Source organism: Sphingomonas sp. HITSZ_GF (assembly GCF_029543155.1).
Taxonomy (GTDB): domain Bacteria; phylum Pseudomonadota; class Alphaproteobacteria; order Sphingomonadales; family Sphingomonadaceae; genus Sphingomonas.
In genome coordinates, this window is the sequence record NZ_JARQXA010000001.1 from 674,385 (window position 1) to 698,107 (window position 23,723).

General features: G+C 67.5%; 18 protein-coding genes. 11 read left to right on the top strand and 7 right to left on the bottom strand.

Annotated elements, in window-relative coordinates:
• Positions 1 to 79: 79 nt before the first annotated feature.
• Together dnaE and P6144_RS03330 are read left to right on the top strand one after the other, a co-directional pair.
• On the top strand, positions 80 to 3,553 hold the full coding sequence (dnaE, locus tag P6144_RS03325) for a DNA polymerase III subunit alpha (protein ID WP_277766287.1): 3,474 nt from the start codon (positions 80 to 82) through the stop codon (positions 3,551 to 3,553).
• Between the two features lie 223 nt (positions 3,554 to 3,776).
• Positions 3,777 to 5,369 (top strand): long-chain fatty acid--CoA ligase, encoded by a 1,593-nt coding sequence (locus P6144_RS03330; protein ID WP_277766288.1) that lies wholly within the window; start codon positions 3,777 to 3,779, stop codon positions 5,367 to 5,369.
• Here P6144_RS03330 and P6144_RS03335 read toward each other — a convergent pair.
• The 3 genes from P6144_RS03335 to P6144_RS03345 form a co-directional block, all read right to left on the bottom strand.
• Entirely contained in the window at positions 5,366 to 5,563 is a 198-nt protein-coding gene (locus P6144_RS03335) for a hypothetical protein (RefSeq protein ID WP_277766289.1), read from the bottom strand. The two genes, P6144_RS03330 and P6144_RS03335, sit on opposite strands and share 4 nt — an antisense overlap.
• Before the next feature lie 10 nt (positions 5,564 to 5,573).
• Positions 5,574 to 6,539, bottom strand: a complete 966-nt coding sequence (locus tag P6144_RS03340) for a hypothetical protein (RefSeq protein ID WP_277766290.1) — start codon at positions 6,537 to 6,539, stop codon at positions 5,574 to 5,576.
• Between the two features lie 288 nt (positions 6,540 to 6,827).
• On the bottom strand, positions 6,828 to 9,437 hold the full coding sequence (locus tag P6144_RS03345; RefSeq protein ID WP_277766291.1) for a M1 family metallopeptidase: 2,610 nt from the start codon (positions 9,435 to 9,437) through the stop codon (positions 6,828 to 6,830).
• A 327-nt stretch (positions 9,438 to 9,764) separates the two neighbouring features.
• Here P6144_RS03345 and P6144_RS20430 point away from each other — a divergent pair, with 327 nt between their 5' ends.
• On the top strand, positions 9,765 to 11,876 hold the full coding sequence (locus P6144_RS20430; protein ID WP_347275113.1) for a GDSL-type esterase/lipase family protein: 2,112 nt from the start codon (positions 9,765 to 9,767) through the stop codon (positions 11,874 to 11,876).
• 126 nt (positions 11,877 to 12,002) lie between these two features.
• Here P6144_RS20430 and P6144_RS03360 read toward each other — a convergent pair whose 3' ends face one another.
• Positions 12,003 to 13,073, bottom strand: coding sequence for a PA0069 family radical SAM protein (locus P6144_RS03360; RefSeq protein ID WP_277766292.1), 1,071 nt, complete (start codon positions 13,071 to 13,073; stop codon positions 12,003 to 12,005).
• 52 nt (positions 13,074 to 13,125) lie between these two features.
• Here P6144_RS03360 and P6144_RS03365 point away from each other — a divergent pair, with 52 nt between their 5' ends.
• From P6144_RS03365 to P6144_RS03375, 3 genes are read left to right on the top strand one after another with little or no spacing between them, the layout of a single operon-like run.
• Positions 13,126 to 13,467 carry a VOC family protein gene (locus P6144_RS03365; protein WP_277766293.1) on the top strand — a complete coding sequence of 114 codons (342 nt, stop codon included), beginning with the start codon at positions 13,126 to 13,128 and terminating at the stop codon, positions 13,465 to 13,467.
• A gap of 49 nt (positions 13,468 to 13,516) precedes the next feature.
• Positions 13,517 to 14,020 (top strand): YbjN domain-containing protein, encoded by a 504-nt coding sequence (locus tag P6144_RS03370; protein ID WP_277766294.1) that lies wholly within the window; start codon positions 13,517 to 13,519, stop codon positions 14,018 to 14,020.
• Positions 14,021 to 14,029: 9 nt separating this feature from the next.
• Complete coding sequence (locus tag P6144_RS03375) at positions 14,030 to 14,563, top strand: YbjN domain-containing protein (RefSeq protein WP_277766295.1); 534 nt, start codon at positions 14,030 to 14,032, stop codon at positions 14,561 to 14,563.
• A 118-nt stretch (positions 14,564 to 14,681) separates the two neighbouring features.
• Here P6144_RS03375 and moaB read toward each other — a convergent pair whose 3' ends face one another.
• The 3 genes from moaB to P6144_RS03390 are packed head-to-tail and all read right to left on the bottom strand — an operon-like array spanning position 14,682 to position 17,711.
• Complete coding sequence (gene moaB, locus P6144_RS03380) at positions 14,682 to 15,209, bottom strand: molybdenum cofactor biosynthesis protein B (protein WP_277766296.1); 528 nt, start codon at positions 15,207 to 15,209, stop codon at positions 14,682 to 14,684.
• Positions 15,196 to 16,992, bottom strand: a complete 1,797-nt coding sequence (locus P6144_RS03385) for a lytic transglycosylase domain-containing protein (RefSeq protein WP_277766297.1) — start codon at positions 16,990 to 16,992, stop codon at positions 15,196 to 15,198. The genes moaB and P6144_RS03385 overlap by 14 nt, the downstream gene beginning before the upstream one ends.
• Before the next feature lie 2 nt (positions 16,993 to 16,994).
• Complete coding sequence (locus P6144_RS03390) at positions 16,995 to 17,711, bottom strand: uracil-DNA glycosylase family protein (RefSeq protein ID WP_277766298.1); 717 nt, start codon at positions 17,709 to 17,711, stop codon at positions 16,995 to 16,997.
• A 125-nt stretch (positions 17,712 to 17,836) separates the two neighbouring features.
• On the opposite strand from P6144_RS03390, the gene P6144_RS03395 reads away from it, so the two are divergent.
• From P6144_RS03395 to P6144_RS03415, 5 genes are all read left to right on the top strand, one after another.
• The gene (locus tag P6144_RS03395) at positions 17,837 to 19,489 is read left to right on the top strand and encodes an electron transfer flavoprotein-ubiquinone oxidoreductase (RefSeq protein WP_277766299.1); all 1,653 of its coding nucleotides are present in this window, start codon (positions 17,837 to 17,839) and stop codon (positions 19,487 to 19,489) included.
• A gap of 757 nt (positions 19,490 to 20,246) precedes the next feature.
• Entirely contained in the window at positions 20,247 to 21,074 is an 828-nt protein-coding gene (locus P6144_RS03400) for a tetratricopeptide repeat protein (RefSeq protein ID WP_277766768.1), read from the top strand.
• Complete coding sequence (locus P6144_RS03405; protein ID WP_277766300.1) at positions 21,071 to 21,871, top strand: 4-(cytidine 5'-diphospho)-2-C-methyl-D-erythritol kinase; 801 nt, start codon at positions 21,071 to 21,073, stop codon at positions 21,869 to 21,871. Before P6144_RS03400 ends, P6144_RS03405 begins: the two co-directional genes overlap by 4 nt.
• A 288-nt stretch (positions 21,872 to 22,159) precedes the next feature.
• Positions 22,160 to 22,882: an enoyl-CoA hydratase/isomerase family protein gene (locus P6144_RS03410; protein ID WP_277766301.1), complete on the top strand. Its 723-nt coding sequence runs from the start codon at positions 22,160 to 22,162 to the stop codon at positions 22,880 to 22,882.
• Positions 22,879 to 23,577 (top strand): N-formylglutamate amidohydrolase, encoded by a 699-nt coding sequence (locus P6144_RS03415; RefSeq protein WP_277766302.1) that lies wholly within the window; start codon positions 22,879 to 22,881, stop codon positions 23,575 to 23,577. Before P6144_RS03410 ends, P6144_RS03415 begins: the two co-directional genes overlap by 4 nt.
• Positions 23,578 to 23,723: the final 146 nt, after the last annotated feature.

The window sequence follows — 23,723 nt, forward strand, 5'->3', positions numbered from 1 at the left end:
CTGAGCCCAAACGCTTGAAAATTGTGGAAAACGCTCCCCACGGGTGGCGCGGCTGAGAGCGGCGCCTTACACTCGGCCCATGCATTCCGGCTTCGTTCCGCTTCGGGTCTTCTCGTCCTTCACGATGCTGGAGGGCGCGATCGAGCCGAAGGCGATTGCCAAGCGCGCGAAGGAACTGGGTTTTCCCGCCGTGGCCGTCGCCGATCGCAACGGTCTCTATGCCTCGATGAGCTTCGGCGATGCCTGCATGAAATCGGGCATCCAGCCGATCATCGGCACGCTGCTGGCAGTCAAGCGGCCGGACATGCCCGACGGGGTCGCGGCACCGATCGACTGGCTGGCGCTCTATGCCCAGGACGAGGCCGGCTATCTCAACCTGTGCGATCTCGTCTCGATGGCGCATCTCGATCGCCCTGTCGAGGAAGACGCGCATATCCCCTTCGACGCGCTCGAAGGGCGGACCGACGGACTGCTCTGCCTCACCGCGGGGCGCGAGGGCGCGCTGGCGCGGCTCTATGCCGATCAGCAGGATTCGGCCGCGGCCTCCTATGCGACTCGGCTCGAGGGGCTGTTCCCCGAGCGGCTCTATATCGAGATCGTCCGCCGCCTCGACGAGACCGAGGGCAAGGCCGAGCCACGGCTGCTCGATCTCGCCTATGACCGCAACCTGCCGCTGGTCGCCACCAATCCGAGCTGCTTCGCCGAGCCGACCTTCCACGAAGCGCATGACGCGATGCTGTGCATCGCCAACAGCTCGTACATCGCCTCCGACGATCGCCCGCGTTCCTCGCCCGATGCCTGGATCAAGCCGTCGAACGAGATGCGCAGCCTGTTCGCAGACCTGCCCGAGGCGATCGCCAACACGCTCGTCGTCGCCCAGCGCTGCGCCTATGCCGCGCCGAAGCGCAAGCCGATCCTGCCCAGCCTCGCCGGCGATCGCGAAGGCGAGGCGAAGATGCTGCGCGACCGCAGCTGGGAAGGGCTGGAGAAGCGCTTCGAAAAGGCCGGGATCACCGATCCCGCCGAGCGCCAGGTCTATAACGACCGGCTCCAGTTCGAGCTCGACATCATCATCCAGATGGGCTTCCCGGGCTATTTCCTGATCGTCGCCGACTTCATCCAATGGGCGAAGGCGCACGACATCCCGGTGGGGCCGGGCCGTGGCTCGGGTGCGGGCTCGGCGGTCGCCTGGGCGCTGACCATCACCGATCTCGACCCACTCAAGCTCGGCCTGCTCTTCGAGCGCTTCCTCAACCCGGAACGCGTCTCGATGCCCGACTTCGACATCGACTTCTGCGAAACCCGCCGTGGCGAGGTGATCCGCTACGTCCAGCAGAAATACGGCGCCGATCACGTCGCGCAGATCATCACCTTCGGCACGATGAAGGCGCGCGCGGTGGTCAAGAACGTCGGCCGCGTGCTGCAGATGAGCTACGGCCAGATTGACCGGCTGGCCAAGCAGATCCCGAACCACCCGACCGATCCCTGGACACTCGAGCGCACGCTGAACGGCGTCAGCGAGTTCCTCGCCGAGTACAACGCCCAGAAGGACATCAAGTACCTCGTCGACCTGTCGATGCGGTTGGAGGGCCTGCCGAGCCACTCGTCGACGCACGCCGCCGGCGTGGTGATCGGCGATCGCCCGCTGTCGCAGCTCGTCCCGCTCTACCGCGATCCGCGCTCGGACATGCCGGTCACCCAGTTCGACATGAAATATGTCGAAGGCGCCGGGCTGGTGAAGTTCGACTTTCTCGGTCTGAAGACGCTGTCGGTGCTCAAAAAGGCTGTCGAGCTGCTGGCCGATCGCGGGCTCGACGTCGATCTCGATGCGCTCGCCTGGGACGACACCGAAGTCTATGACCTGCTCCAGCGCGGCGACACGGTGGGCGTGTTCCAGCTCGAATCCGAAGGCATGCGGCGCACGCTGACCGCGGTGCGTCCGACCAATTTCGGCGACATCATCGCGCTCGTCTCGCTCTATCGCCCGGGCCCGATGGACAACATCCCGAGCTTCGGCCACCGCAAGGCCGGGCGCGAGGAGATCGTCTATCCGCACGACCTGCTCGAACCGATCCTGAACGAGACCTACGGGATCTTCGTCTATCAGGAGCAGGTGATGCAGGCCGCCCAGATCCTGGCCGGCTACTCGCTCGGCGGCGCCGACATGCTTCGCCGCGCGATGGGCAAGAAGATCAAGGCGGAGATGGACGCCCAGCGCGAGACCTTCGTGAAGGGCTGCGCCGAGCACAACAACATCAAGCCGGCCAAGGCCAATGAGCTGTTCGACTTGATCGACAAGTTCGCCGGCTATGGCTTCAACAAGTCGCACGCCGCCGCATACGCGCTGCTCGCCTATCAGACCGCGTGGCTCAAGGCGCATCACCCGCACGAATTCTTCGCCGCCTCGATGGCGTACGACATCCACCAGACCGACAAGCTGGCGATCTTCGCGGACGACATGAAGCGGCTCGGCGTGCAATGCCTGGGCCCCGAGATCAATTGCAGCGAAGCCGACTTCTTCGTCGAGAAGACCGAGGACGGCCTCGCGGTGCGCTATGCGCTCGGCGCGCTCAAGGGCGTGGGCGAGCGGGCGATGGAGCTGCTGGTCGAGGAGCGCGAGGAGCGGGGCAGCTTCAAGTCGCTCGACGATTTCGCCAAGCGGGTCGATCCGCGGCTGCTCAACAAGCGCCAGGTCGAGACGCTCGCCGGTGCCGGCGCGTTCGACGCGCTCGATGACAACCGCGCCGGGGTCTATGCCGCGGCCGAGACGATCCTCGCGGTCGCGCAGCGCACCTGGTCGAACAAGACCAGCGGGCAGGGCGGGTTGTTCGGCGATGCCGAGCCGAGCGGCGGGGCGATCCAGCTGCCGCAGAGCGCGCACTGGTCATTGGCTGACCGGATCGGCGCCGAGCGCGATGCCTTCGGCTATTATTTCTCGGCCCACCCGCTCGATCGCTACCAGCACCTCGCCAAGACCTTCGGCGCGCGCGAGATCGCCACGCTCGGCGAGATCGACGTGCCGCCGGGCGCCCGCATCGGCGCGACGATCGCGGCGCTGATCGAGGATTGCCGCCCGCGCACCTCGGCACGCGGCAACAAGTACATGATGGCGACGATCTCCGATAAGTCGGCCCAGACCATCGCCACCTGCTTCGAGGACAGCGCCGTCCCCGATCTGGAGCGTTGCGCGCGCGAGGGCGGCTGCGCGGTGCTGACGGTGGAGCTCGACAAGCGCGCCGGCGAGGATACGCCGCGCGTTTCGATCAAGCGCGTCCAGAGTTTCGAATCCCTCGCCAACACCGCCCGCCTCGTGCTCGATGTGACGATCGACGACGTCCGGGCGATTCCCGTACTTGCCGAGATCATCGGCGAGCAGCGCGGCGGCCGCGGCGAGGTGCTGGTGCGTGTTGGCATCCCCGGCGGCGAGGCGGAGCTGGTGCTCGGCCGCGACTTCCGGCTCGACGGCGAGCTGCGCCAGAAGATCGAGAATGTCCCTGGCATCCGCTGGGCTTCGCTCAAGAGCGCCGCGGCAAAGCTGGCCGAGGCGGCGTAGAGGCGGACCAAATCACCGTCATGCTGAACTCGTTTCAGCATCCAAGGTGCGGCAATCGATAGCGCTCGAGCCCCTTGTCCCTCGTTTGCGGAGAGTTGGATCCTGAAACAAGTTCAGGATGACGGTTTGGGGAAACCGCCCGACATCCTTCGTTACACAGCCTGCCCTCGACACCTGCGCTCGCATCGGTTTACCTTCTCGAAAAATCGGTATGGAGAGCCGGATGTTTGGCGGGATGCAGGATTTCGAATTGCGCGTGACCACGCTGCTCGATCACGCGGCGCGCGAGCATTGGGGGCGCGAGATCGTCACCCGCTGGGCCGATGGCAGCGAGACGCGCACCACTTGGGCGGGCATCGCCCGCGATGCGCGCAAGCTCGCGCAAGCTCTGGAACGGCTCGGCCTGAAGAAGGGCGACCGCGTCGCCACGCTGGCGATGAACCATGGGCGCCACCTGGTCACCTGGTATGGCGCCGCCGGCATGGGCGGGCTGATCCACACGATCAATCCGCGCCTGTTCGACGACCAGCTCGCCTTCATCGGCAATGATGCCGAGGACAAGGTGCTGTTCTACGACCGCGCCTTTGCCCCGCTGGTCGAGCGGCTCAAGCCGCACTGGAAGACGATCGAGCATTATTACTGCTTCGACAGCGACGGCCCCGACGGGTTCGAGGCGCTGCTCGCCGCCGAGGACGGCAATTACCAGTGGGTGGCCGGCGACGAGCGCGAGCCCTGCATGATCTGCTACACCAGCGGCACCACCGGCAATCCCAAGGGCGTGGTCTATACGCACCGCTCGACGGTGATCCACGCGATCACCGAGCTGCAGCCCGCCGAGTTCGACCTGTCGACCCAGGCAGTGGCGATGCCGATCGTGCCGATGTTCCACGCGGTGGGCTGGGGCCTGCCCTGGGCAGGCGCGGCGGTGGGCGCCAAGTTCGTGTTCAGCGCGGTCAACGAGCCCAAGGTGCTGTGCGAGCTGATGAACCGCGAGAAGGTGACGCATTCCGCCGGGGTGCCCACCGTCTGGTTCGCGATGTTCCAATATATGGATGCGACCGGCGAGGAGCCGAAATACCTCAAGATCGTCACCATCGGCGGCTCGGCCGCGCCGCGCGCGATGATCGAGCGGCTGATGAAGATGGGCATCCGCGTCAACCATGCCTGGGGCATGACCGAGACCTCGCCGATCGGCACGATGGGCGCGCCGTCGCCCGACTGGGACGATCTGAGTTTCGACGAGAAGGTCGATCAGGTCTCGAAGCAGGGCAAGGTGCCGTACGGGGTCGAGCTGCGCGTGGTCGATGACGAGGGCCGGGTGCTCCCGCGCGACGGCAAGAGCTCGGGGCGGCTTCAGGTGCGCGGACCCTGGGTGGTGAAGCAATATTTCAAGGCGCCCGAGCCGGCGGTCGACAAGGATAATTGGTTCGACACCGGCGACGTCGCGCTGCTGCATGCGGACGGCACGATGCAGATCACCGATCGCGCCAAGGACGTGATCAAGTCGGGCGGCGAGTGGATCAGCTCGGTCGATCTGGAGAATGCCGCGGTCGGCTGCGACGGCGTCGGCGAGGCGGCGGCGATCGGCGTCCATCACCCCAAATGGGACGAGCGCCCGATCCTGCTGGTGGTCCGCAAGCCGGGCAGCGACGTGACCGCCGAGCAGGTCCAGGCGCATCTCGCCCGGCATGTCGCCAAATGGTGGCTGCCCGACGAGGTCCATTTCGTCGAAAGCCTGCCCCACACCGCCACCGGCAAGCTGCTCAAGACCGCGATCCGCGAGCAGTACAAGGACTTCAAGCTCGCGGCGGCTTAGGTGTCCGTGGCGGCGATGTGTTCGTCGAAGGTCTTGGTTTCGGCGCAGGGTGGGTAGGTGATGATGACGGTGTAATTGCCATCGGGCTGCAGGACCGATTTGACGTCGGTAGGGTTGCCGATATGCGCGTCGACCATCACCCCGCCCAGCTCCGACGCGGGTATGTCGGTGATCTGATAGATTCCGCAGGGCATTCTAAGCTCCTCAGGGGATGTTCAGGGCGGCAATGACCTTGGCGCGCTCGTCGGCGAAGGCGGCAGCATTCATGAAAACCGGCACCAGTACCTGGCCGAGGTTAAGCTTGGTCATTTCGGCCTGGACCGATGCGAGGTGGGCGGGGTCCGGCGCCTTGATCACCGCGCCCGAGGCGTCGATCGGCTGATTGTCCAGCACCTTGACCATCGCCGGGAAGAGATATTTGCGGATCCGCAGCGTGTTCGCGTCCGCGCCGAACTTGACGGCACGATATTCTTTGAGCGCCGCGCTTGCCGCTTCATCCTTGTCGGTCGCGGCCTTCTGCACGGCCTTCAGCGCGCCGTCGATGCTGCCGGCCCGCTTATAGGCGAGCAGGTCCCGGATCGTGTCGGAGATCGAATATTCGGCCAGCGGCCTGGCTTTTCCCGTCAGGATAGGGATCAGCGCGGCTTTTCGTTCGGCGTCCATTTGTGTGATCAGCGCCGAGGTTGTCCGGTCGGCATAGTAGTTCTTCTCGATCGCAGCGCGTCCGCCGGTGAAGCTGGTGATGATCGCGCCGAGCACAGTCTTGGCATGTTTGCTGTCCGACAGCGTCGTCGCGAGGCTCAGGCCGATGACGGTGAGGTCGGCGATTGTCTCGGCGTCGGTGCGTCCAGCGCGCAGATTCTGGGTGAAGCGCTCATATTCGAGATCATACACCGCTAGGCGAATCTCGATGAAATTGTTGCGCCGAGCTTCCGTTGGGGTAGTGCCGTCGAAATATTTGGCGAGCGAGCCGTCCGACTTGACGGCCTGTGTCCCCGTTCCGGTACCGCTGTCCGAACCCGTCGCGGGCCGATCCTGGGTAAGCGCCGCAATGTCGCCGTCTATCGTGTAGTAGCTTCGCGGCGCGAAGCCCGTCTCGGTCATCGCGCACGCCGGCAGCACCAGCACGCACAGAAAGGCCAACAATATCCGCATGGTCGCGTCCCCCATCCGTGCAGGCTGGTGCCTGAAGTGGTTACGCGACTCACAAACCCCCCGGTTCGTGCGCGCATAGCAGCCCCGAACCCGTCCGCCGGGCAAGCGGAGTTGGCACCGAATTCGAGGAACCGCCCACAACCGTCTCCGATCCGGGCGTACGCCCGCCCCTGCGGATTATCCCGCCCCCGGCGTTGCGGCTCGGTCTGGTATCGGCCCCAGTTCGTTGGCTCGAACGTGCAGTATATCGTCGTCGCCCAACCCTGAAGGTTCGCCCCGGCCTTGTCAGCCGGGGCGGGGAACTCACATCCCGGCGAAGGCCGCAGTCACTTCGCCGGCCTTGGCGTCCTTGAAGCGGGCGCAGTTGCGGATGCCTTCCACGGCGCGGTCGAGCGACAGCGTGCTGCCGCCCGCGGCGCGGAGCTTGGCATCCACCGCCTCGGCCGCCGGCAGCGTGCACAGCGAACCGAACATCTGCGCCGCCCGGCCCGAGAAGATGCCGCCGCCGCCGGTGATCTTCGCGAACTCGTCGAAATGGGCGAGCATATAGTCGAGCGCGGCATCGCGGGTGTTGGCGTGGCTCATGAAGATCGCCGCCGCGAACAGCCGCTCACGCGGCGAATAGCGGGGATCGGCGAACTCGCTGAAATACCATTTGGCGACATCGGCATTGCCCGACGCGGCGATGGCGCGGAAGGCGGCCTGGCGCAGGCCGGGAACCTTGCCCGCAAGCGCGGTCTCGGCCAGCGTCTTGGCGAAGGGCACGCCGCGATCGTCGACGGTCACGGCGAGCGCGAGCGGGGCGAAATCGCCGTCGAGCGCCTTGGTGTCGCCCGCCAGCCAGGCATCGGCCGCCTTGCTCAGCGTCGCGCGGAGCGTGGCGTCATGGCCGTTGTCCGCCACGAAGCCCACCAGCTGCTCGCGCAGCTCGGCGGTGTCGGCATTGTCGCCCTGATGCGCGCCGGCCTTGGGATCGAAGCCGATCTTCGCGAGCATCGGGCCGTAGAGGTCGACGAACAGCTTGCGATAGGCCGGCTGCGCTGCCGGGCCGATCAGCCCGCGTGCTTCCAGGCCGGCGAGGCGATCGCCGTTCGCGAGCTGCATCTTGGTCTTGGGATGGCCCGCCATCGCGCGGGCCAGCGCGACGAGCTGCGCGGTCTGGGCCTTGCCGGCATAGAAGCTGGCCCACAGGCTGTCGTCCAGCGCCAGCGCCTCGCCGGTCGGCAGCGTCGGCGCCGCGGCGATCAGCGCGTCCCAGTCGGCGGGGTCGAGGTCGAAGCGATAATAGCCCCAGCCGCCTGCATTGGGGACGAGCGCCCCGGTGCCGTTCGCCACGATCGACGCGCTCGGCTTGTCGAGCAGCGTGCAGCTCTTGGTCTCGCCCTGGCGGACGCAGACCGGGACGATCCACTGCTCGGCCGGCGCATTGGTGCCGAAATAGGCGAAGCGCTGCTGGCTGGCGGTGAGGATGCCGTTCTGTCGGTGGAAGGTCACCACCGGCACGCCCTGCTGGTCGACGAAGCTCTTGAGCGAGGCCAGCACGCGCGGATCATGTGCGGCATCGGCGAGCGAGCCGAAGAACTGCTCGGTCGAGGCATTGCCATATTTGTGGCGAGACATGTGCAGGCGGACGCCGGCCTTGAACTTGTCGTCGCCCATATAGGCCGCGATCATGCCGACGACCTGACCGCCCTTGCCATAGGTGATCTGGTCAAACGCCGCGTCGATATCGGCATCGTTGGTGATTTTCTGGTGGATCGGGCGCCCGGCGACGAGCGCGTCGAGGTCCATCGCGTCGAAGCCTTCGGAGATCGCGTCCACGCCGATATCCAGATCGGGGCGCCATTCGTTGCCGATGCGATAGCCCATCCAGTTGGCGAAGCTCTCGTTCAGCCAGATATCGTCCCACCACGCCGGGGTGACGAGATCGCCGAACCATTGGTGCGACAGCTCGTGCGCGACGACCATGCCGAAGGTCTGCTTGGCCGAGGTCGCGTCATGCTCGTCGACGAACAGGATGCCGTCGCCATAGATGTCCGCGCCGGCATTCTCCATCGCACCCGGCATGATCGGCGAGCCGATCTGGTCGAGCTTGGGGAAGGGGAAGGGCTGGCCGAAATATTTCTCGAGCAGCGCGACGATCGGGCCCGAATTGTCGAGCGCGAACTGCATCTCCTCCTTGTTCGGCTGGGTGCCGACGATGCGGAGCGGCAGCGGCGCCTTGCGCTGCGGCGTCGGGGCGACCTTGCCGGGGAGCGTGGCGAACGGGCCGACGACGAAGGCCATCAGATAGGTCGGCAGCGGCTTGGTGGCGAGGAAGCGGTGCTTCACCAGCTCGCCGGCCTTCACCGGCTTGCCCGTCTCCGGCGCGTTGCTCACCGCGACCAGGCCCGGCTTGGTGGTGATCGAAACGGTGAACGGCGTCTTGTAGCCGGGCTCGTCGAAGCCGGGGAAGGCGGCGCGGGCGTCGATGGATTCGAACTGCGTCCAGCTGTACCAGCTTCCGGCGATATTCAGGCGATAAGGCCCCGATGCGCCGCTGCCGAAGGGGGCATCATAGTCGAACTTCAAGGTGAGCTTGCCCGGCTGCACCATCTTGCCGAAGGCGAGCTGGGCGAGGCCATATTCGCTCTTCTGGGTGAAGGTGACGGGCACTTCCTTGCCGCCGATCACCGCCACCGCCCGGGTAACGTTCAGCCCGCGGCCGTGCATCCACACCGCCTCGGCCGCCTTGTTCAGCGTCACGTCGATCTCGGCATGGCCGCTGAAGCGCGGCTTTTCCGGAACGATCGTCAGGTCGAGCCGATAGGCGAGGGGCTTCACCGTCTCGGGCAGCTTGCCGGTCGGCTGGGCGTCCTGGGCGAAGGCAGTGGCGGGAAGCGTGAGGGCGACGGCAAAGGCAAGCGCGCGCATGGAATTTCCTTATCGTTTGCGCGTTGCCTAGGCCCGGTCCGGGAGACGCGCAATCCGCTAACTATTCCGTTCGCTACTGTATGTTTCCGGATTGTGTCAGTCAGATGTTTCGGTATGGTGATCCTCGGTCGAGTGGCAACGCTCGAAGACCACCGGGCGGCGCTTTGGATCCCTCTTTCCGCCGCCCGGCCTATACCTTCTGGCCACTGCTCCCTGCGCGGTGGCCACCATTTTCCCGGATACGGTATCGAACAAACGCCATTGCGCGCGTCGGCCGTGTGGCTATGGTAGCGCTATCATAACGACGAATGTCGATGGGAGAGGGATATGGGGCTGATCGCGCGCCTGGCCGTGCTCGTGCTGCTGCTGGGCGCTGCTGCGCCGCCGGGCGCCGATGCCGGCGAACGCTGGGTCACCGCCTGGGCGGCGTCGCAGATGGTCCCGGGCAACAATGCGCTGCCGGCCGAGGACCTGAAGGACGCGACGTTGCGCCAGGTCGTCCGCATCCAGATCGCCGGGGCGAAGCTGCGGGTGCGGCTGACCAACGCCTATGGCACGCAGCCATTGCGGGTAAGCGCGGCGACGATCGCCCGCGCATTGGACCCGGCTTCGGCGAAGATCGATGCCGCCAGCCTGACCGCGCTCCGCTTCGGCGGCGCGAAGAGCGTCACCATCCCGGCAGGCGCGGACTATTGGTCCGATCCGATCGCCCTGCCGGTCAAGGCGGGTGCGGACCTGGCGATCACGCTCTACCTGCCCGATGCCCCCGCCCAGCAGACCGGCCATCCCGGATCGCGCGCGACCAGCCATTATCTGCACGGCGATCATAGCGGCGATGCGGACCTGCCGGGTGCCAAGACCGCGGAGCGCTGGTACCAGCTCGGCGCGATCGAAGTGGCGTCGCCCAGGGCATCGGCAGTGGTGATCCTCGGCGATTCGATCACCGACGGCTATGGCGTGCCCGCGAACAGCAACACGCGCTGGACCGACGCGCTCCAGCTGCGCCTGCACGCCACCCCGGCGCTGGTGGACATGGCGGTGCTCAATGCCGGCATCGGCGGCAACCGGCTGCTCAACGACGGGCTCGGCCCCAATGCGATGGCGCGCTTCGACCGCGAGGTGCTGAGCTATCCCGGCGTCACCCATCTGGTGATCTTCGAAGGCGTCAACGATCTCGGCACGCTCACCCGCGACGCCCCGGCGACGCCCGAGGCGCATGCCGCACTGGTCGAGGGGATGATCGGCGCCTATCGCCAGATGGTCGCGCGTGCGCGTGCGCACGGCATCAAGGTGATCGGCGCGACGATCACGCCCTATGGCGGATCGGGCTATTACCACCCCGACGCCGCGAACGAGGCGGACCGCGCGGCGGTCAACGCCTGGATCCGTACCCCCGGCAATTTCGACGGGGTGATCGACTTCGATGCGGCGATGCGCGATCCCGCCGCGCCGACCAGGCTCCTGAAGGTGTTCGACAATGACGGGCTCCACCCCTCGGTCGCCGGCTATCAGGCGATGGCCGATGCGGTGCCGCTGTCGCTGTTCTCGGACAAGGTGGTCGACAAGGGCAGGGTGGCTACGGCGCCGGCCGCGCCCGCGCCGATGATCGCCTTCACCTTTGACGATCTGACGGCGCATGCCCCGCTGCCCGCCGGCTATACGCGGGTCGGCATCGCCGAGCAGATCATCGCCGCCCTGAAATCGGGCGGGGCGCCGGCGATCGGCTTCATCAATGGTATCCAGCTTACCAACGAGCCTGCCTCGGCCCCCGTGCTCGACAAGTGGCGCGCCGCCGGGCTCACTCTCGGCAACCATGGCTGGAGCCACGCCAATCTCGACCAGCTCAGCGACGAGGCTTTCCTGAGCGAGCTCGAGAAGAACGAGCCGATCCTCAAGGCCAAGGCCGGCACCACCGACTGGCGCTGGTTCCGCTATCCCTTCCTTTCAGAAGCCGCGGCCAATCCCGAGCGCCGTGCTCGCATCCGCAAGCTGCTGGCGGAGCGCGGCTACAAGGTCGCGACGGTGACGATGGATTTCTCGGACTGGGCCTATAACAACGCCTATGCCCGCTGCGTCGCCAAGGGCGACAGCGATGCGATCCTCCGGATGGAACATGCCTGGCTCGGCACCGCCTCGGTCCAGGCCGATCGGGCCCGCGCAATGGCACAGGCGCTCTATGGCCGCGACATCCCCTATGTGCTGCTGATGCACCTCGGCGCCTTCGACGCGCACATGATGCCGAAGCTCGTCGCGCTCTACCGCGAGAAGGGGTACCGGTTCGTCTCGATCGCGGAGGCGGGCAAGGACCCGTACTACGCCCCCGAGATGAACCCCGCGCTCACCCCGCAGCCCCAGGGCCTGAACGGCGCGATGGCCGCCAAGGGGCTGAAGGAGCCGCAGGCCCCGGCGCTGCTGCCGCTCGATACGATGTGCATGTGAGCCAAAGCCCTCTCCCCTTTGGGGAGAGGGTTGGGAGAGGGGCAGGAGTTAGCCTTCTCTCCGGGGGCTAACGGCTCAGGACACATTTCCCCTCTCCCCGACCCTCTCCCCGGAGGGGAGAGGGAGTTAGAACAGCTCCCCCTGCGGACCGCGCGGCGGCCGGAACAGGTCGGTCCGCAGCCGCAGCACTTCCTGCTCCAGCCCATAGCGCTTCGCCGCCATCCGGAAGCGCGTGCGCAGCAGCTCGGCCCAGGGGCCGTGGCCGCGGAAGCGGGTGTGGAAATTGGGATCATTGTCCTTGCCGCCGCGGATCGAGCGGATCGTCGCCATCACCTTGCCGGCGCGATCGGGGAAATGCGCGTCGAGCCAGGCGCGGAACAGCGGCGAGACTTCGTGCGGCAGCCGCACCGGCAGGAAGAAGGCCGTCCGCGCGCCCGCTTCCGCCGCGCGCTCGAGGATATGCTCGAGCTCGTGATCGGTGACGTGCGGGATCACCGGCGACAGCGAGACGAACACCGGGATCCCGGCATCGGCGAGCTGCTTCACCGCCTGCAGCCGCTTCTCCGGATGCGGCGCGCGCGGCTCGACCGTCATCGCGATCCTGGGATCGAGCGATGTGACCGAGAGCATCACCGCCGCCAGCCCTTTCGCCGCCATCGGTGCCAGCAGGTCGATGTCGCGTGTCACCCGGTTCGACTTGGTGGTGATCGTCAGCGGATGGTCATGCTCAGCCAGCACCTCGATACAGCCCCGCGTGATCCGCCACTCCGCCTCGATCGGCTGATAGGGATCGGTGTTGGTGCCGAAGGCGATCGGCCGGCAGACATAGCCGCGCTTGCCCAGCTCTTCGCGCAGCAGCGCCGGTGCATCGGGCTTGGCGAACAGCCTGCTCTCGAAATCGAGCCCCGGCGACAGGTCGAGATAGGCATGGGTCGGCCGGGCGAAGCAATAGATGCAGCCATGCTCGCAGCCGCGATAGGGGTTGATCGAGCGATCGAAGGCAATGTCGGGCGACTGGTTGCGCGTGATGATTGTCCGCGCCCGTTCGACCGTCACGCTGGTGCGCAGCGGCGGGGGCGCATCGTCGAGTGCGGCGCGCGCATCGAGCCAGTCGCCATCCGCCTCGCGCGCGGGCAGGTTGAAGCGGCTGCTCGCTTCGTTGAGCGTGGCGCCGCGCACGGGACGATTCTTCGCCATTGCCAAAGCCTAGGCCCGGCGTTAGAACATAGCAAGAACATTGGAGGAATGCATGGCACGGATCAGCTATCTCGAACTGCCCTCGAAGGACGTCGCCGGCACGCGCGATTTCTATGCCAGGGCATTCGACTGGCAATTCACCGATTTCGGCCCGGACTATGCCGCCACCACCACCGGCGACACCGATATGGGCATCAACGGCAGCACCGATCACGTGATCGAGCAGCTGCTGCCGGTGATCGAGGTGCAGGATCTCGAGGCGGCGTTCGAGGCGGTGAAGGCTGCGGGCGGCGAGATCGTCGTGCCGATCTTCAGCTTCCCCGGGGGCCGCCGCTTCCATTTCCGCGATCCCGCGGGGAACGGGCTGGGCGTGTTCGTCAACGAACCGGAATGAATTGCCGCGCCGCCGCGGCATGATAGGGTGGGCGCGAAGGGGGAATCCGATGCGCCTGATCGTCATGGCCGCGGCGGCCGCGGTGCTGGCCGGCTGGGCGCTGCCCGCCGCTGCGCAGGACCGCAAGCCCTGCGGCAAGGACCTGGTCTGCGCCAATGCACCGGACAGCGTGGTCCAGGCGATGCTCGCCGCGAAGCTCAAGGCCAGGCTGGCCAAGGACGAGAATGACGATCCGATGGTAGAAGTGACCGGCGAGCCCTATCGGTTCGACGTGTTCTTCTATGGCTGCGAGCAGCACCGGAATTGCGATTCGCTGCGCTTCGAAGTCTCTTTCGCCAAGGACGAGCAGGCGACCGTCGCGCTCGCCAACAAATGGAATGCCGGGCACCGCTTCCTCACCGCCGCGGTGAAGGACGATGGCAGCTTCGTGCTGTCCTACGATATCGGCATGATCGGGGGCGCCACTCGACGCAATTTTGCAGACACGCTCGACTGGTGGAGCTCGATGCTGGGCGAGGCCGGGGATTTCTTCGTCAAGGAACTCAAGCAGTAAGGGGGATTGATGCGTACATTCTTGATGGTTGCCGGGCTCGTGGTCAGCGCATGGGCGATGCCTGCCGCGGCCCAGAACCAGGTGCAGGCGCCCTGCGCCAAGGACCAGGTCTGCGCCAATGCGCCGCAGACCGTTCTTGCGGCGATGGAAAAGGCCGGCCTCAAGCCCAAGATGACCACCGATGGCCAGGGCGACCCGATGATCGAGAGCGACGAGGCCGTCTATCATTTCGACGTCTATTTCTATGGCTGCGACGACAGCCACAAGAATTGCGATTCGCTGCGCTTCGAAGTGCTGTTCGAGAAGGCGCCGGAGAATACCCCCGAATTCGCCAACAAGTGGAACAAGGGGAAGCGCTTCCTCCAGGCCTTTATTCGGGACGATGGCCAGATGGGGCTGGCCTATGACCTGGCGATGATCGGCGGGCTCAACCAGCGCAACTTCGCCGACGTGCTCGACTGGTGGGATTCGCAGCTGGGCGAGCTCGGCAAGTTCTTCAAGGCGGAGCTCAACCTGCCGGACAAGCCGGCGGAGAAGAAATAGGCCAGGCTGAAGCCGTTCCCCGGCGAAAGCCGGGGTCCAGGGTTTCTCTGCCGTGTCGCTTGTGGCCCTGGGCCCCGGCTTTCGCCGGGGAACGAGGAGGGCAGCTGCGCAGGAGGGCCTAGCGCTCCTCCAGCCGCGGCAGCAGCTCGACGAAGTTGCAGGGGCGGTGGCGGATATCGAGCTGGCTCGCCAGGATCCCGTCCCAGGCATCGGTGACGGCGCCGGTCGAGCCGGGCAGGGCGAAGATATAGGTGCCGCGCGCCACGCCCGCGGTCGCGCGCGACTGGATCGTCGAGGTGCCGATCGACTGGTAGCTGAGCCAGCGGAACAGCTCGCCGAAGCCGGGGATTTCCTTGTCCCAGACGCGGGCCAGCGCCTCGGGCGTCACGTCGCGCCCGGTCACGCCGGTGCCGCCGGTGGTCAGGATCACTTCGACCGCCGGGTCTTCGATCCAGGCTTCGAGCTGCGCGGCGATCGCATCGGCATCGTCGCGGACGATCGCGCGCGCGGCGAGCGAATGGCCGGCCGCGCCAAGCCGCTCGACCAGCCGGTCGCCCGAGCGATCCTCGGCCAGCGTCCGCGTGTCGGAAACCGTGAGCACTGCGATCCGCACCGGGCGGAACGGCACCGCGTTATCGATTGGCATTGCTGTCCTGGTGGAAGGCGAGCTGCTTGACGCTCAGCTTCACCGCGGCGGGCCCCTGCATGCCCGGGAATTTCGGCCACATGCCCTGCGCCAGCGCTTCGCGGCTCGAGGACTTCCGGCCTTCCTGGTTCTCGTACATCCAGTAGTTGCGCAGCACGGTCATCACATAGCCGCGCGTCTCCCAATAGGGGATGCTCTCGATATAGAGCAGCGGATCGCCGCCGTCCTTGATCAGCGTGTTCCAGTTCGAAACCGGGGTGGGGCCGGCATTGTAGGACGCGATCACCTTGGGCAGCAGGCCGCCGGTGAAGGGCTGGTCGCGCAGCTGCTCGAGATAGGACTGGCCGATCTCCATGTTGACCGAGGGCCTGGTCAGGTCGCTGGCGGCATAGGTCACGCCGTGGCGGCGGCCGATGTCGATCGCGGCGCCGGTCTTCACCTGCATCAGGCCCATCGCGCCGGCGGCGCTGCGGATCTCCGAGTTGAAGCGCGATTCCTGCAGCGTGTGGGCGAACACCAGCGCCTTGTCGACGCGCCAGCCGCCGGCCGGGGTCCAGTTCGGCGCCGGATAGCGCGCGGCGGTCAGCGGCTGGGTGCCCTGGGGGCAGTTGTGGGTGAGCCAGAGCTGGGTGGAGGGCAGGCTCAGCCGGCCGGCAAGGCGGGTGAGCGCGGCATGTTCCGAAGGCGAACCGAGCTTGGCCTGGTAGCGCAGCACTTCGTCGGCCAGCCCGTCCTCGTCGATCTCGACCAGCGCGGCGGCGACGCGCACGTTCGGGCGGCGCTCCAGCGCGCGCCAGTCCTCGGCGACGAACTTCTCGCCGCGCGTCGGCTTGTCCTCGATGCCCAAAGCCGCCTTGGCGAGCAGGCCGTAGAAGGTCTCGCCATATTGGGTGGCGGCGCGCAGCTTCACTTCGACCTTGTCCGGATGGCCGCACGCCATCTCGGCGCGCGAGCCCCAATAGAGGCCGGCGGAGCGCAGCTCGGTGTCGGTGGCGCGGGTGGCGACGCGCTCGAAGGCGGCGGTGGCGCCGGCGCAATCCTGTTCGCGCCAGGCGGAGAGCCCGGCGACCCAGTCGGCCTGGGGTGCCCAGTCGCCAATGCCGTCCTGCGCCTTGGCGGCGACGCGGCGGGCATTCTCGTCGTCGCCCGCGACATAATAGATCCAGGCGACCTTCTGCTGCCACTCGGTCTTGGCCTCGGGCGTCAGGTCGGCCTCGAACTTGCCTACCACGCCTTCGGCCTCGAGGCCCTGATCGGCCTTCACATAGGGCTGGATGGCGAGCGCGATCTCGGTGGCGGCGGCGTCGCTCTTGATCGAGCGGGCGCGCTGGCGGACCGGCGCGCCGTCATACCAGATCAGCCGCGCCGCGGCGGGGATGGCGGGAGTGGTCACTGCGCCGCGGGTCTTGGCCATGCGGCTCAATTGCTCGGCCTGGGGAAGCTCGGGCGCGTCGCCGATCAGCTGGAGCAGCGGCGCCAGCTCGACCTTCGGCGAGTTCTTGGCGGTGTAGAGTTCGGCGCGCGCGATCGAGTGGAGCGGGCCGGGCTTCATCGAATCGAGCTGGAGCTGCGCGTCCTGCCAGCGCTCGGCACGGATCGCGGCGAACACCTTGCGGTATCCGGCCTTCTGATCGCCATCGAGCTGATCGGGGATGCCGTCGGCTTCGCGCGGCGCGGCGGCGGAGGCCGCGGCGGAATTGTCGTCGTCCGCGCGTGCATCGGCATGGGCGGCAATGGGGATTGCCGTGGACGCAAGCAGCGTGGCGGCAAACAGGATACGCATGGTCACAGGCTCCCCCGGGTCAACAGCAACATATGCTTCCAGGCTTCGCTTTTGGCGGCGGGACGGTCCAACAGGAACCGCGGGTGCAGGCTCGCCACCGCCTGCGTTTTTCCGCCGAAATGGTTAACATCGACTAAACCATTCGCCGGGGCGTCGTCATTCGTCTCAGGCACGACACGGCTCGCCGTTTGCCCGAGAATCAATAGCTTGGCTGGCTGGAGCAGCTTCAGATGATGCCGGGCGATCTCGATCAGGCGGCCTTCCTGATCGGGCGAAATCCGCCCGGCCAAGGGGCGGGCGGTAGCGAGCGACAGGAAATAGACCGAATCGCGCGCGACTCCGGCGGCAGTCAGCATCCGCGAGAACAGCTTTCCGGCCGGGCCATCGCTCAGAAGTTCGCTCTGGTCGTCGCTTTCCGGCATGTCGGTCAGCACGACAAACGCGGCATTTGCCGGGCCGCTCGGGGCGATCCGCGGAGTCAGCCATTCGGCCTCGGGAACGGTTTCGCCGGTGCGCCAGGCAGTGAAGGCGGCGAGCGTATCGGGCAGGGTTTCGGGCTGGGGCGACGTTACGGCAGCCTGCGCCACCTGCACGGGCGCGGGCCGCGCGAGCCAGTCGCGAGCCTCGTCTTCCTGGAGTGTCTCTACCCCTGCATCGCGCCACCATTCGAGCGCGCTCGCAAGGGTTCGCCCCCAATCCGCTGTGTATTCGCCTCCCACGCTCCCTAAGAGTCATGCCTTGACGGGCGGGTCAATCTGCCTTCATCGACCAAGGGACAAGCCGTTGCCAGCATGCGACGACAAGCATGTGGCCTGTGCCAGACCAAGACTAGAAGGATGCGATGATGAGCGAACGGGAGTCGATGCCCTATGACGTCGTGATCGTCGGGGCAGGGCCTGCGGGCCTGTCGGCGGCGATCCGGCTGAAGCAGCTGGCCACGGAAGCGGGCAGCGAGCTTTCGGTGTGCATCCTCGAAAAGGGCTCCGAAGTCGGCGCGCATATCCTTTCGGGCGCAGTGATCGACCCCAAGGCGCTCGACGAGCTGTTGCCGAGCTGGCGCGACGATGGCTGCCCCCTCGCCGCGACGCCGGTGACCGAGAATCACCACTGGGTGCTGAGCGAGAAGGGCAAGTCGAGCTTCCCCGAGTTCATCACCCCGCCGTTCCTCCACAACAAGGGCACCTATACCGGTTCGCTCGGCAACCTTTGTCGCTGGCTGGCGGGCAAGGCCGAGGAGCTCGGCGTCGAGATCTTCCCGGGCTTCGCCGCGGCCGAGATCCTCTACCACGACAATGGCAGCGTGAAGGGCGTCGCCACCGGCGACATGGGCGTGGCGCGAGACGGCGAGCACAAGGGCGACTATCAGCCCGGGCTCGAGCTGCATGCGAAGTACACCTTCTTCGCCGAGGGCTGCCGCGGCCACCTGACCAAGCAGGTCATCCGCAATTTCGAGCTCGACAAGGACAGCCAGCCGCAGATCTACGGCATCGGTATCAAGGAGCTGTGGGACATCGATCCCGCGCTGCACGTGCCGGGCCGCGTGATCCACACCCAGGGCTGGCCGCTGACCAAGGGCGCCAATGGCGGCGGCTTCCTCTATCACCAGGCCGACGGGCAGGTCGCGCTCGGCTTCGTCACCTGGCTCAACTACAAGAACCCCTGGCTCTCGCCCTTCCAGGAGATGCAGCGCTGGAAGACGCATCCGGAGATCGCCGCGATCCTCAAGGGCGCCAAGCGTGTTTCCTACGGTGCCCGCGCCATCTCGGACGGCGGCTTCCAGGCAGTGCCCAAGCTGGTCGCGCCCGGTGCGGCGCTGATCGGCGACGCGGCGGGCTTCCTCAACGTGCCGCGGATCAAGGGCACCCACACTTCGATGAAGAGCGGCATGATGGCAGCCGAGGCGGCCTTTGCCGCGGTGACCGCCGGCCGCGAGGCGGACGAGCTCGCCGCCTATCCCGAGGCCTATGAGAAGAGCTGGGTCTATTCGGAGCTGCGCGGCGTCCGCAACGTCGCGCCGCTGGTCAAGAAGTTCGGCGACAAGTTCGGCACGATCCTGGCCGGCGCGGCGATGTGGAGCGAGCTGCTCGGCATCCGCTGGCCGTTCACGATGCAGCACAAGCCGGACAATGAGAGCCTGCTCCACGCCTCCGAAGCGCCGAAGATCGACTATCCCAAGCCCGACGGCGTGCTCACCTTCGATCGCCTCTCCTCGGTGTTCATCTCGAACACCAACCATGAGGAGGACCAGCCCGTCCACCTGACGCTGAAGGACCCGGAAGTTCCGATCGGGTACAATCTTCCGATGTACGCCGAGCCCGCACAGCGCTACTGTCCGGCGGGTGTCTATGAAGTTGTCGGCGAAGGCGATGATCTGCGCTTCCAGATCAACGCGCAGAATTGCGTCCACTGCAAGACGTGCGACATCAAGGATCCTACCCAGAACATCAATTGGGTGGTCCCTGAGGGCGGCGGCGGTCCCAATTATCCGAACATGTAGCCTCGCGCTGGCGCTGCTGGCGGCGCTGCCCGCCACGGCCCAGAACGCGCCGCCGCCGGCCGTCGACCTGCGCGACTATGCCCGCGCCCGCGCCGCCGATGCCGCGGGCGACGCCGCGCGGGCGGCCGCCGGCTATGCCCGCGCGCTCGATGCCGTGCCCGACGACCAGGTGCTGGCGATGCGCGCCTATCGCCAGGGGCTTGCCGCCGGCGATTTCGCGCTGGCCAGCCGCGCCGCCGCGGTGCTTGATCGCGCCACCGTCGCGCCGCCCGATACCGCGCTGCTCGCCTTCGCGCTGGCGCTGCACGCCGGCGATCGGGCGGGGGAGGATCGTGCGCTCGTCCGCCTTTCCCAGGCGCAGCTCGATTTCCTGGTGCCGGTGCTGCGCGCCTGGATCACGCTCGATCGCCGCCAGGACCCGTTCATCCCGCTCGACGCCGCGCGCAGCAACGGCCTTGCCGCGCCCTTCGCCCAGCGCCACCGCGCGCTGCTGCTGATCGCGCTGGGCAAGGCGGACGAGGGGCTGTTCGCGCTCGCCGCCGCCAGCGGCTCCGATCCGGCGCAGGATCCCCGCATCGACGCCGCGATCGCGCTGCTCCGCGCCGGCAAGCCCGACAAGGCCGATACCATCCTCTCCGGCCTGGCCGGCGCCTCCAAGGCGTGGCGCAAGCGCCAGGCCAAGGCGGGCAAGCCCGATGCCCGGTTCGGCGCCGCGCACCTGTTCCTCGGCCTCGCCAGCGACCTGCGCGATGCCGATATGGCGCCGCTCTCGATCCTGCTCGCCCGTGCCGCGCTGCTGCTCGATCCGCAGGAAGACCGCGCCCGCCTGCTGCTTGCCGATGCGCTGTCGCGCAGCAATGCTGGCGAGGTCGCGCTCGACACGCTCGCCGGCATCCGCCTCGACGGTCCCTTCGCCCGCAGCGCCGCGGCAGGGCAGGTGGGGACGCTCCGTCGCGCCGGCCGCCTGCCCGAGGCGCTCGCGCTGGCCGAGAAGCTCGCCAGTGCCGAGGGCGCCACGGCGCAGGACCTGCGCAGCTATGGCGAGCTGCTGTTCCAGACCGGCCGCTATGGCGCCGCCGCCGCCGCCTTCGGCCAGGCACTGGGCAAGGCCAAGGGCGATGGTGGCTGGGAGCTGCATTATCTGCACGGCGCCGCGCTCGATCGCGCCGGCAAGTGGAGCGAGGCGCTGCCCGCGCTCCAGCGCGCGGTCGCGCTTGGCCCCGACGAGCCCGAGGCGCTGGCCTGGCTCGGCAATGCCCAGGTCGAGCGCGGGGTCGACCTGACCGGCGCGCAGGCGCTGCTCGAGCGCGCCCGCACCCTCAAGCCCGACGATCCCGAGATCACCGATTCGCTCGGCCGCGCCTATTATGCCGAGGGCCAGCTGGCCAAGGCGGTGCCGCTGCTCGAGCAGGCGGTGCGTGCCGATCCGGGCAATGCCCGCGCCAACGAGCATCTCGGCGATGCCTATTGGACGCTCGGCCGCCGCACCGAGGCACGCTATGCCTGGCGCGCCGCCGAAGTCACCGCCGAGGAAGGCGACCTCGCCCGGATCAAGGCCAAGCTCGCCGACGGCCTGGCCAAATGATCGTCGAAATCGCGAAGGCCAAGCTCAACCTGGCGCTGCACGTCCGCGCCCGCCGGAGCGACGGCTATCACGAGCTGGAAACGCTGTTCGCCTTCGTCGCCGACGGCGACATCGTCACCGTCGCGCCCGCCGACGCGGACAGCTTCGCGCTCGCCGGGCCCTTCGCCGCGGTGCTTGGCGGGGAGGGCGACAATCTCGTCACGCGCGCGGCCCGGGGCTTTCGCGAAGCCTTTGGTGGCGGCGCGCATGCGATCACGCTCGACAAGCGCCTGCCGGTTGCCTCGGGGATCGGCGGCGGTTCGGCCGATGCGGCAGCGACGCTGCGCGCGCTCGGGCGGCTCCACGGCGTTTCGCTCGACGCGCTGTTTCCGCTCGCCGACGCGCTCGGTTCGGACGTTCCCGCCTGCCTCTATGGCGTCACCGCGATCGGGCGGGGCAGGGGCGAGCAGCTCGAGCCGGTCCCCGGCCTGCCCGGTGTGCCGGTGCTCCTGGTCAATCCCGGCGTCGCGGTCTCGACGGCCGAGGTGTTCCGCCGCTGGGACGGCGTCGATCGCGGCCCGCTCCCCGCCGATCCTGCGGCAGGCCGCAACGACCTGGAGCCGCCCGCCCGCGCGATCGCCCCGGTGATCGGCGACGTGCTCGACGCGCTGGCGGCGCAGCCGGGGGCGGGGCTGGTGCGCATGTCCGGCTCGGGCGCCACCTGCTTCGCGCTGTTCGACAGCGATGCGAGCCGGGATGCGGCGGCGGATGCGCTTTCGGCGCGCGGCTGGTGGATGCTCGCATCAAACCTGAGCTGATCCCCGGCGAAAGCCGGGGCCCAGTTTCGGCGCACCTGGTTAGGCACGACAGCCTCTCGAACGACACTGCAACTGGGCCCCGGCTTTCGCCGGGGAACAAGTGAGGCGCAGTTAACCAGTCCATTTAGCGAGATATTGGGAGCTCGGCGCCCATAACATCCGCAGCGGATCGATTGCCGGGAGCAGGACGTCCGTTGGTGGCGCGGGCAGGGGGCATGGGCCCCAGCCCGCCCCATCCCAGGACGCTCGGGCCTTAACAGCGCGGCTCCGATCGGGCACAGCCTGCGCATGATCCACGTCACGCGAACCGGCACCGTCGCCACCATTGCTCTGGCCCGCCCCGAAGCGAAGAACGCGCTCCCCACTGCCGCCTGGCAGGCGCTCGCCGCCGCTGCGGCCGAAGTCGCCGATGCCCGCGCAGTGATCCTCCGCTCCGATGTCGCCGGCATCTTCTCCGCCGGCGCCGATATCCGCGAGTTCGAGCAGCTCCAGTCCGATCGGGCGCTGCGCACCCAGTTCCGCCAGGCGATGCGCGCGGGGATCGAGGCGGTCGCCGCACTGCCGATGCCGGTGATCGCCGCGATCGACGGGGGCTGCTTCGGCGCCGCGGTGGCGCTGATCCTTGCCGCCGACATCCGTATCGCCGGCAATCTCTCCGAATTCGCGATCACGCCCGCGCGGCTCGGCATCGGCTATCCGCGCGAGGACGTTGCCCGGCTCCAGGCGCAGGTCGGCAAGGGTATGGCCTCGCTCCTGCTCTTCACCGGCGACAAGCTCCGCTCCGATGAGGTCCACAAGATCGGCCTGGTCGAACTGAAGACCCGCAAGGCGATCGACACCGCCACGGCGATGGCGACCGCGATCGCCGGCAACGCGCCCGAAGCGGTCCGGCTGCTCAAGCGCACGCTGCGCGGCGAGCAGACCGATCAGGGCTTCGAGGATGCGTTCGGCGGTGCCGAATTCGCCGAAGGGCTGGCGTCGTTCCGCGAGCGCCGGAACCCGGTCTGGTGAGCGTCGCGGAGATTGTCGAGGGCGGTGCGGCGGACGTGCTGCTGCTGTGCGACCATGCCTCGAACGCCGTGCCGGCCGACATCGATCTCGGTATCGATCCGGCCTTGCTCGACAATCATATCGCGATCGATATCGGGGCGGCCGCGGTCACCCGCGCGCTGGCGGCGAAGCTCGATTGCCCGGCGATCCTCGCCACGGTCTCGCGGCTGGTGATCGACCTGCACCGCGAGCCCGATCATGTCGGCCTGATCCCGCATCGGAGCGACGGCCATCTGGTCCCCGGCAACGAGAGCGTCGACAAGGCCGCCCGCATCGCGCGCTTCCACGCGCCCTATCACCGGCTGATCCGCGAGCGGGTGCGGGCGCAGCGCCCCCGGCTGATCCTGTCGATCCACAGCTTCACGCCCTGTCTCGAGCATGGCGGCACCGATCGCCCCTGGCAGGTCGGCATCCTCTACAATCGCGACACCCGCGCTGCGCGCCCTGCGGTGCAATTCTTCCGCGACCGCGGCTTCACCACCGGCGACAACGAACCCTATTCGGGCCGCCTGCTCAACGCCACGCTCAACCGCCATGCCGAGGGGCAGGGCATCCCCTCGGTCGCGATCGAGATCCGCAACGATTTGATCCGCGAGGATGCGGGGGTGGGGGAATGGGCCGGGGTGCTGGCCGATCTGGCGCGGCATCTTCTGTAAATTCCCCTCCCTGGAAGGGAGGGGCTAGGGGTGGGTGGGCTTCAACAGGCCGTGGTGCTCGTGGAGAGCAACCCACCCCCGACCCCTCCCTTCCAGGGAGGGGAGTAAGTAGGGATTCACGCCGGGCCATAATTTCTTTGCGCAAG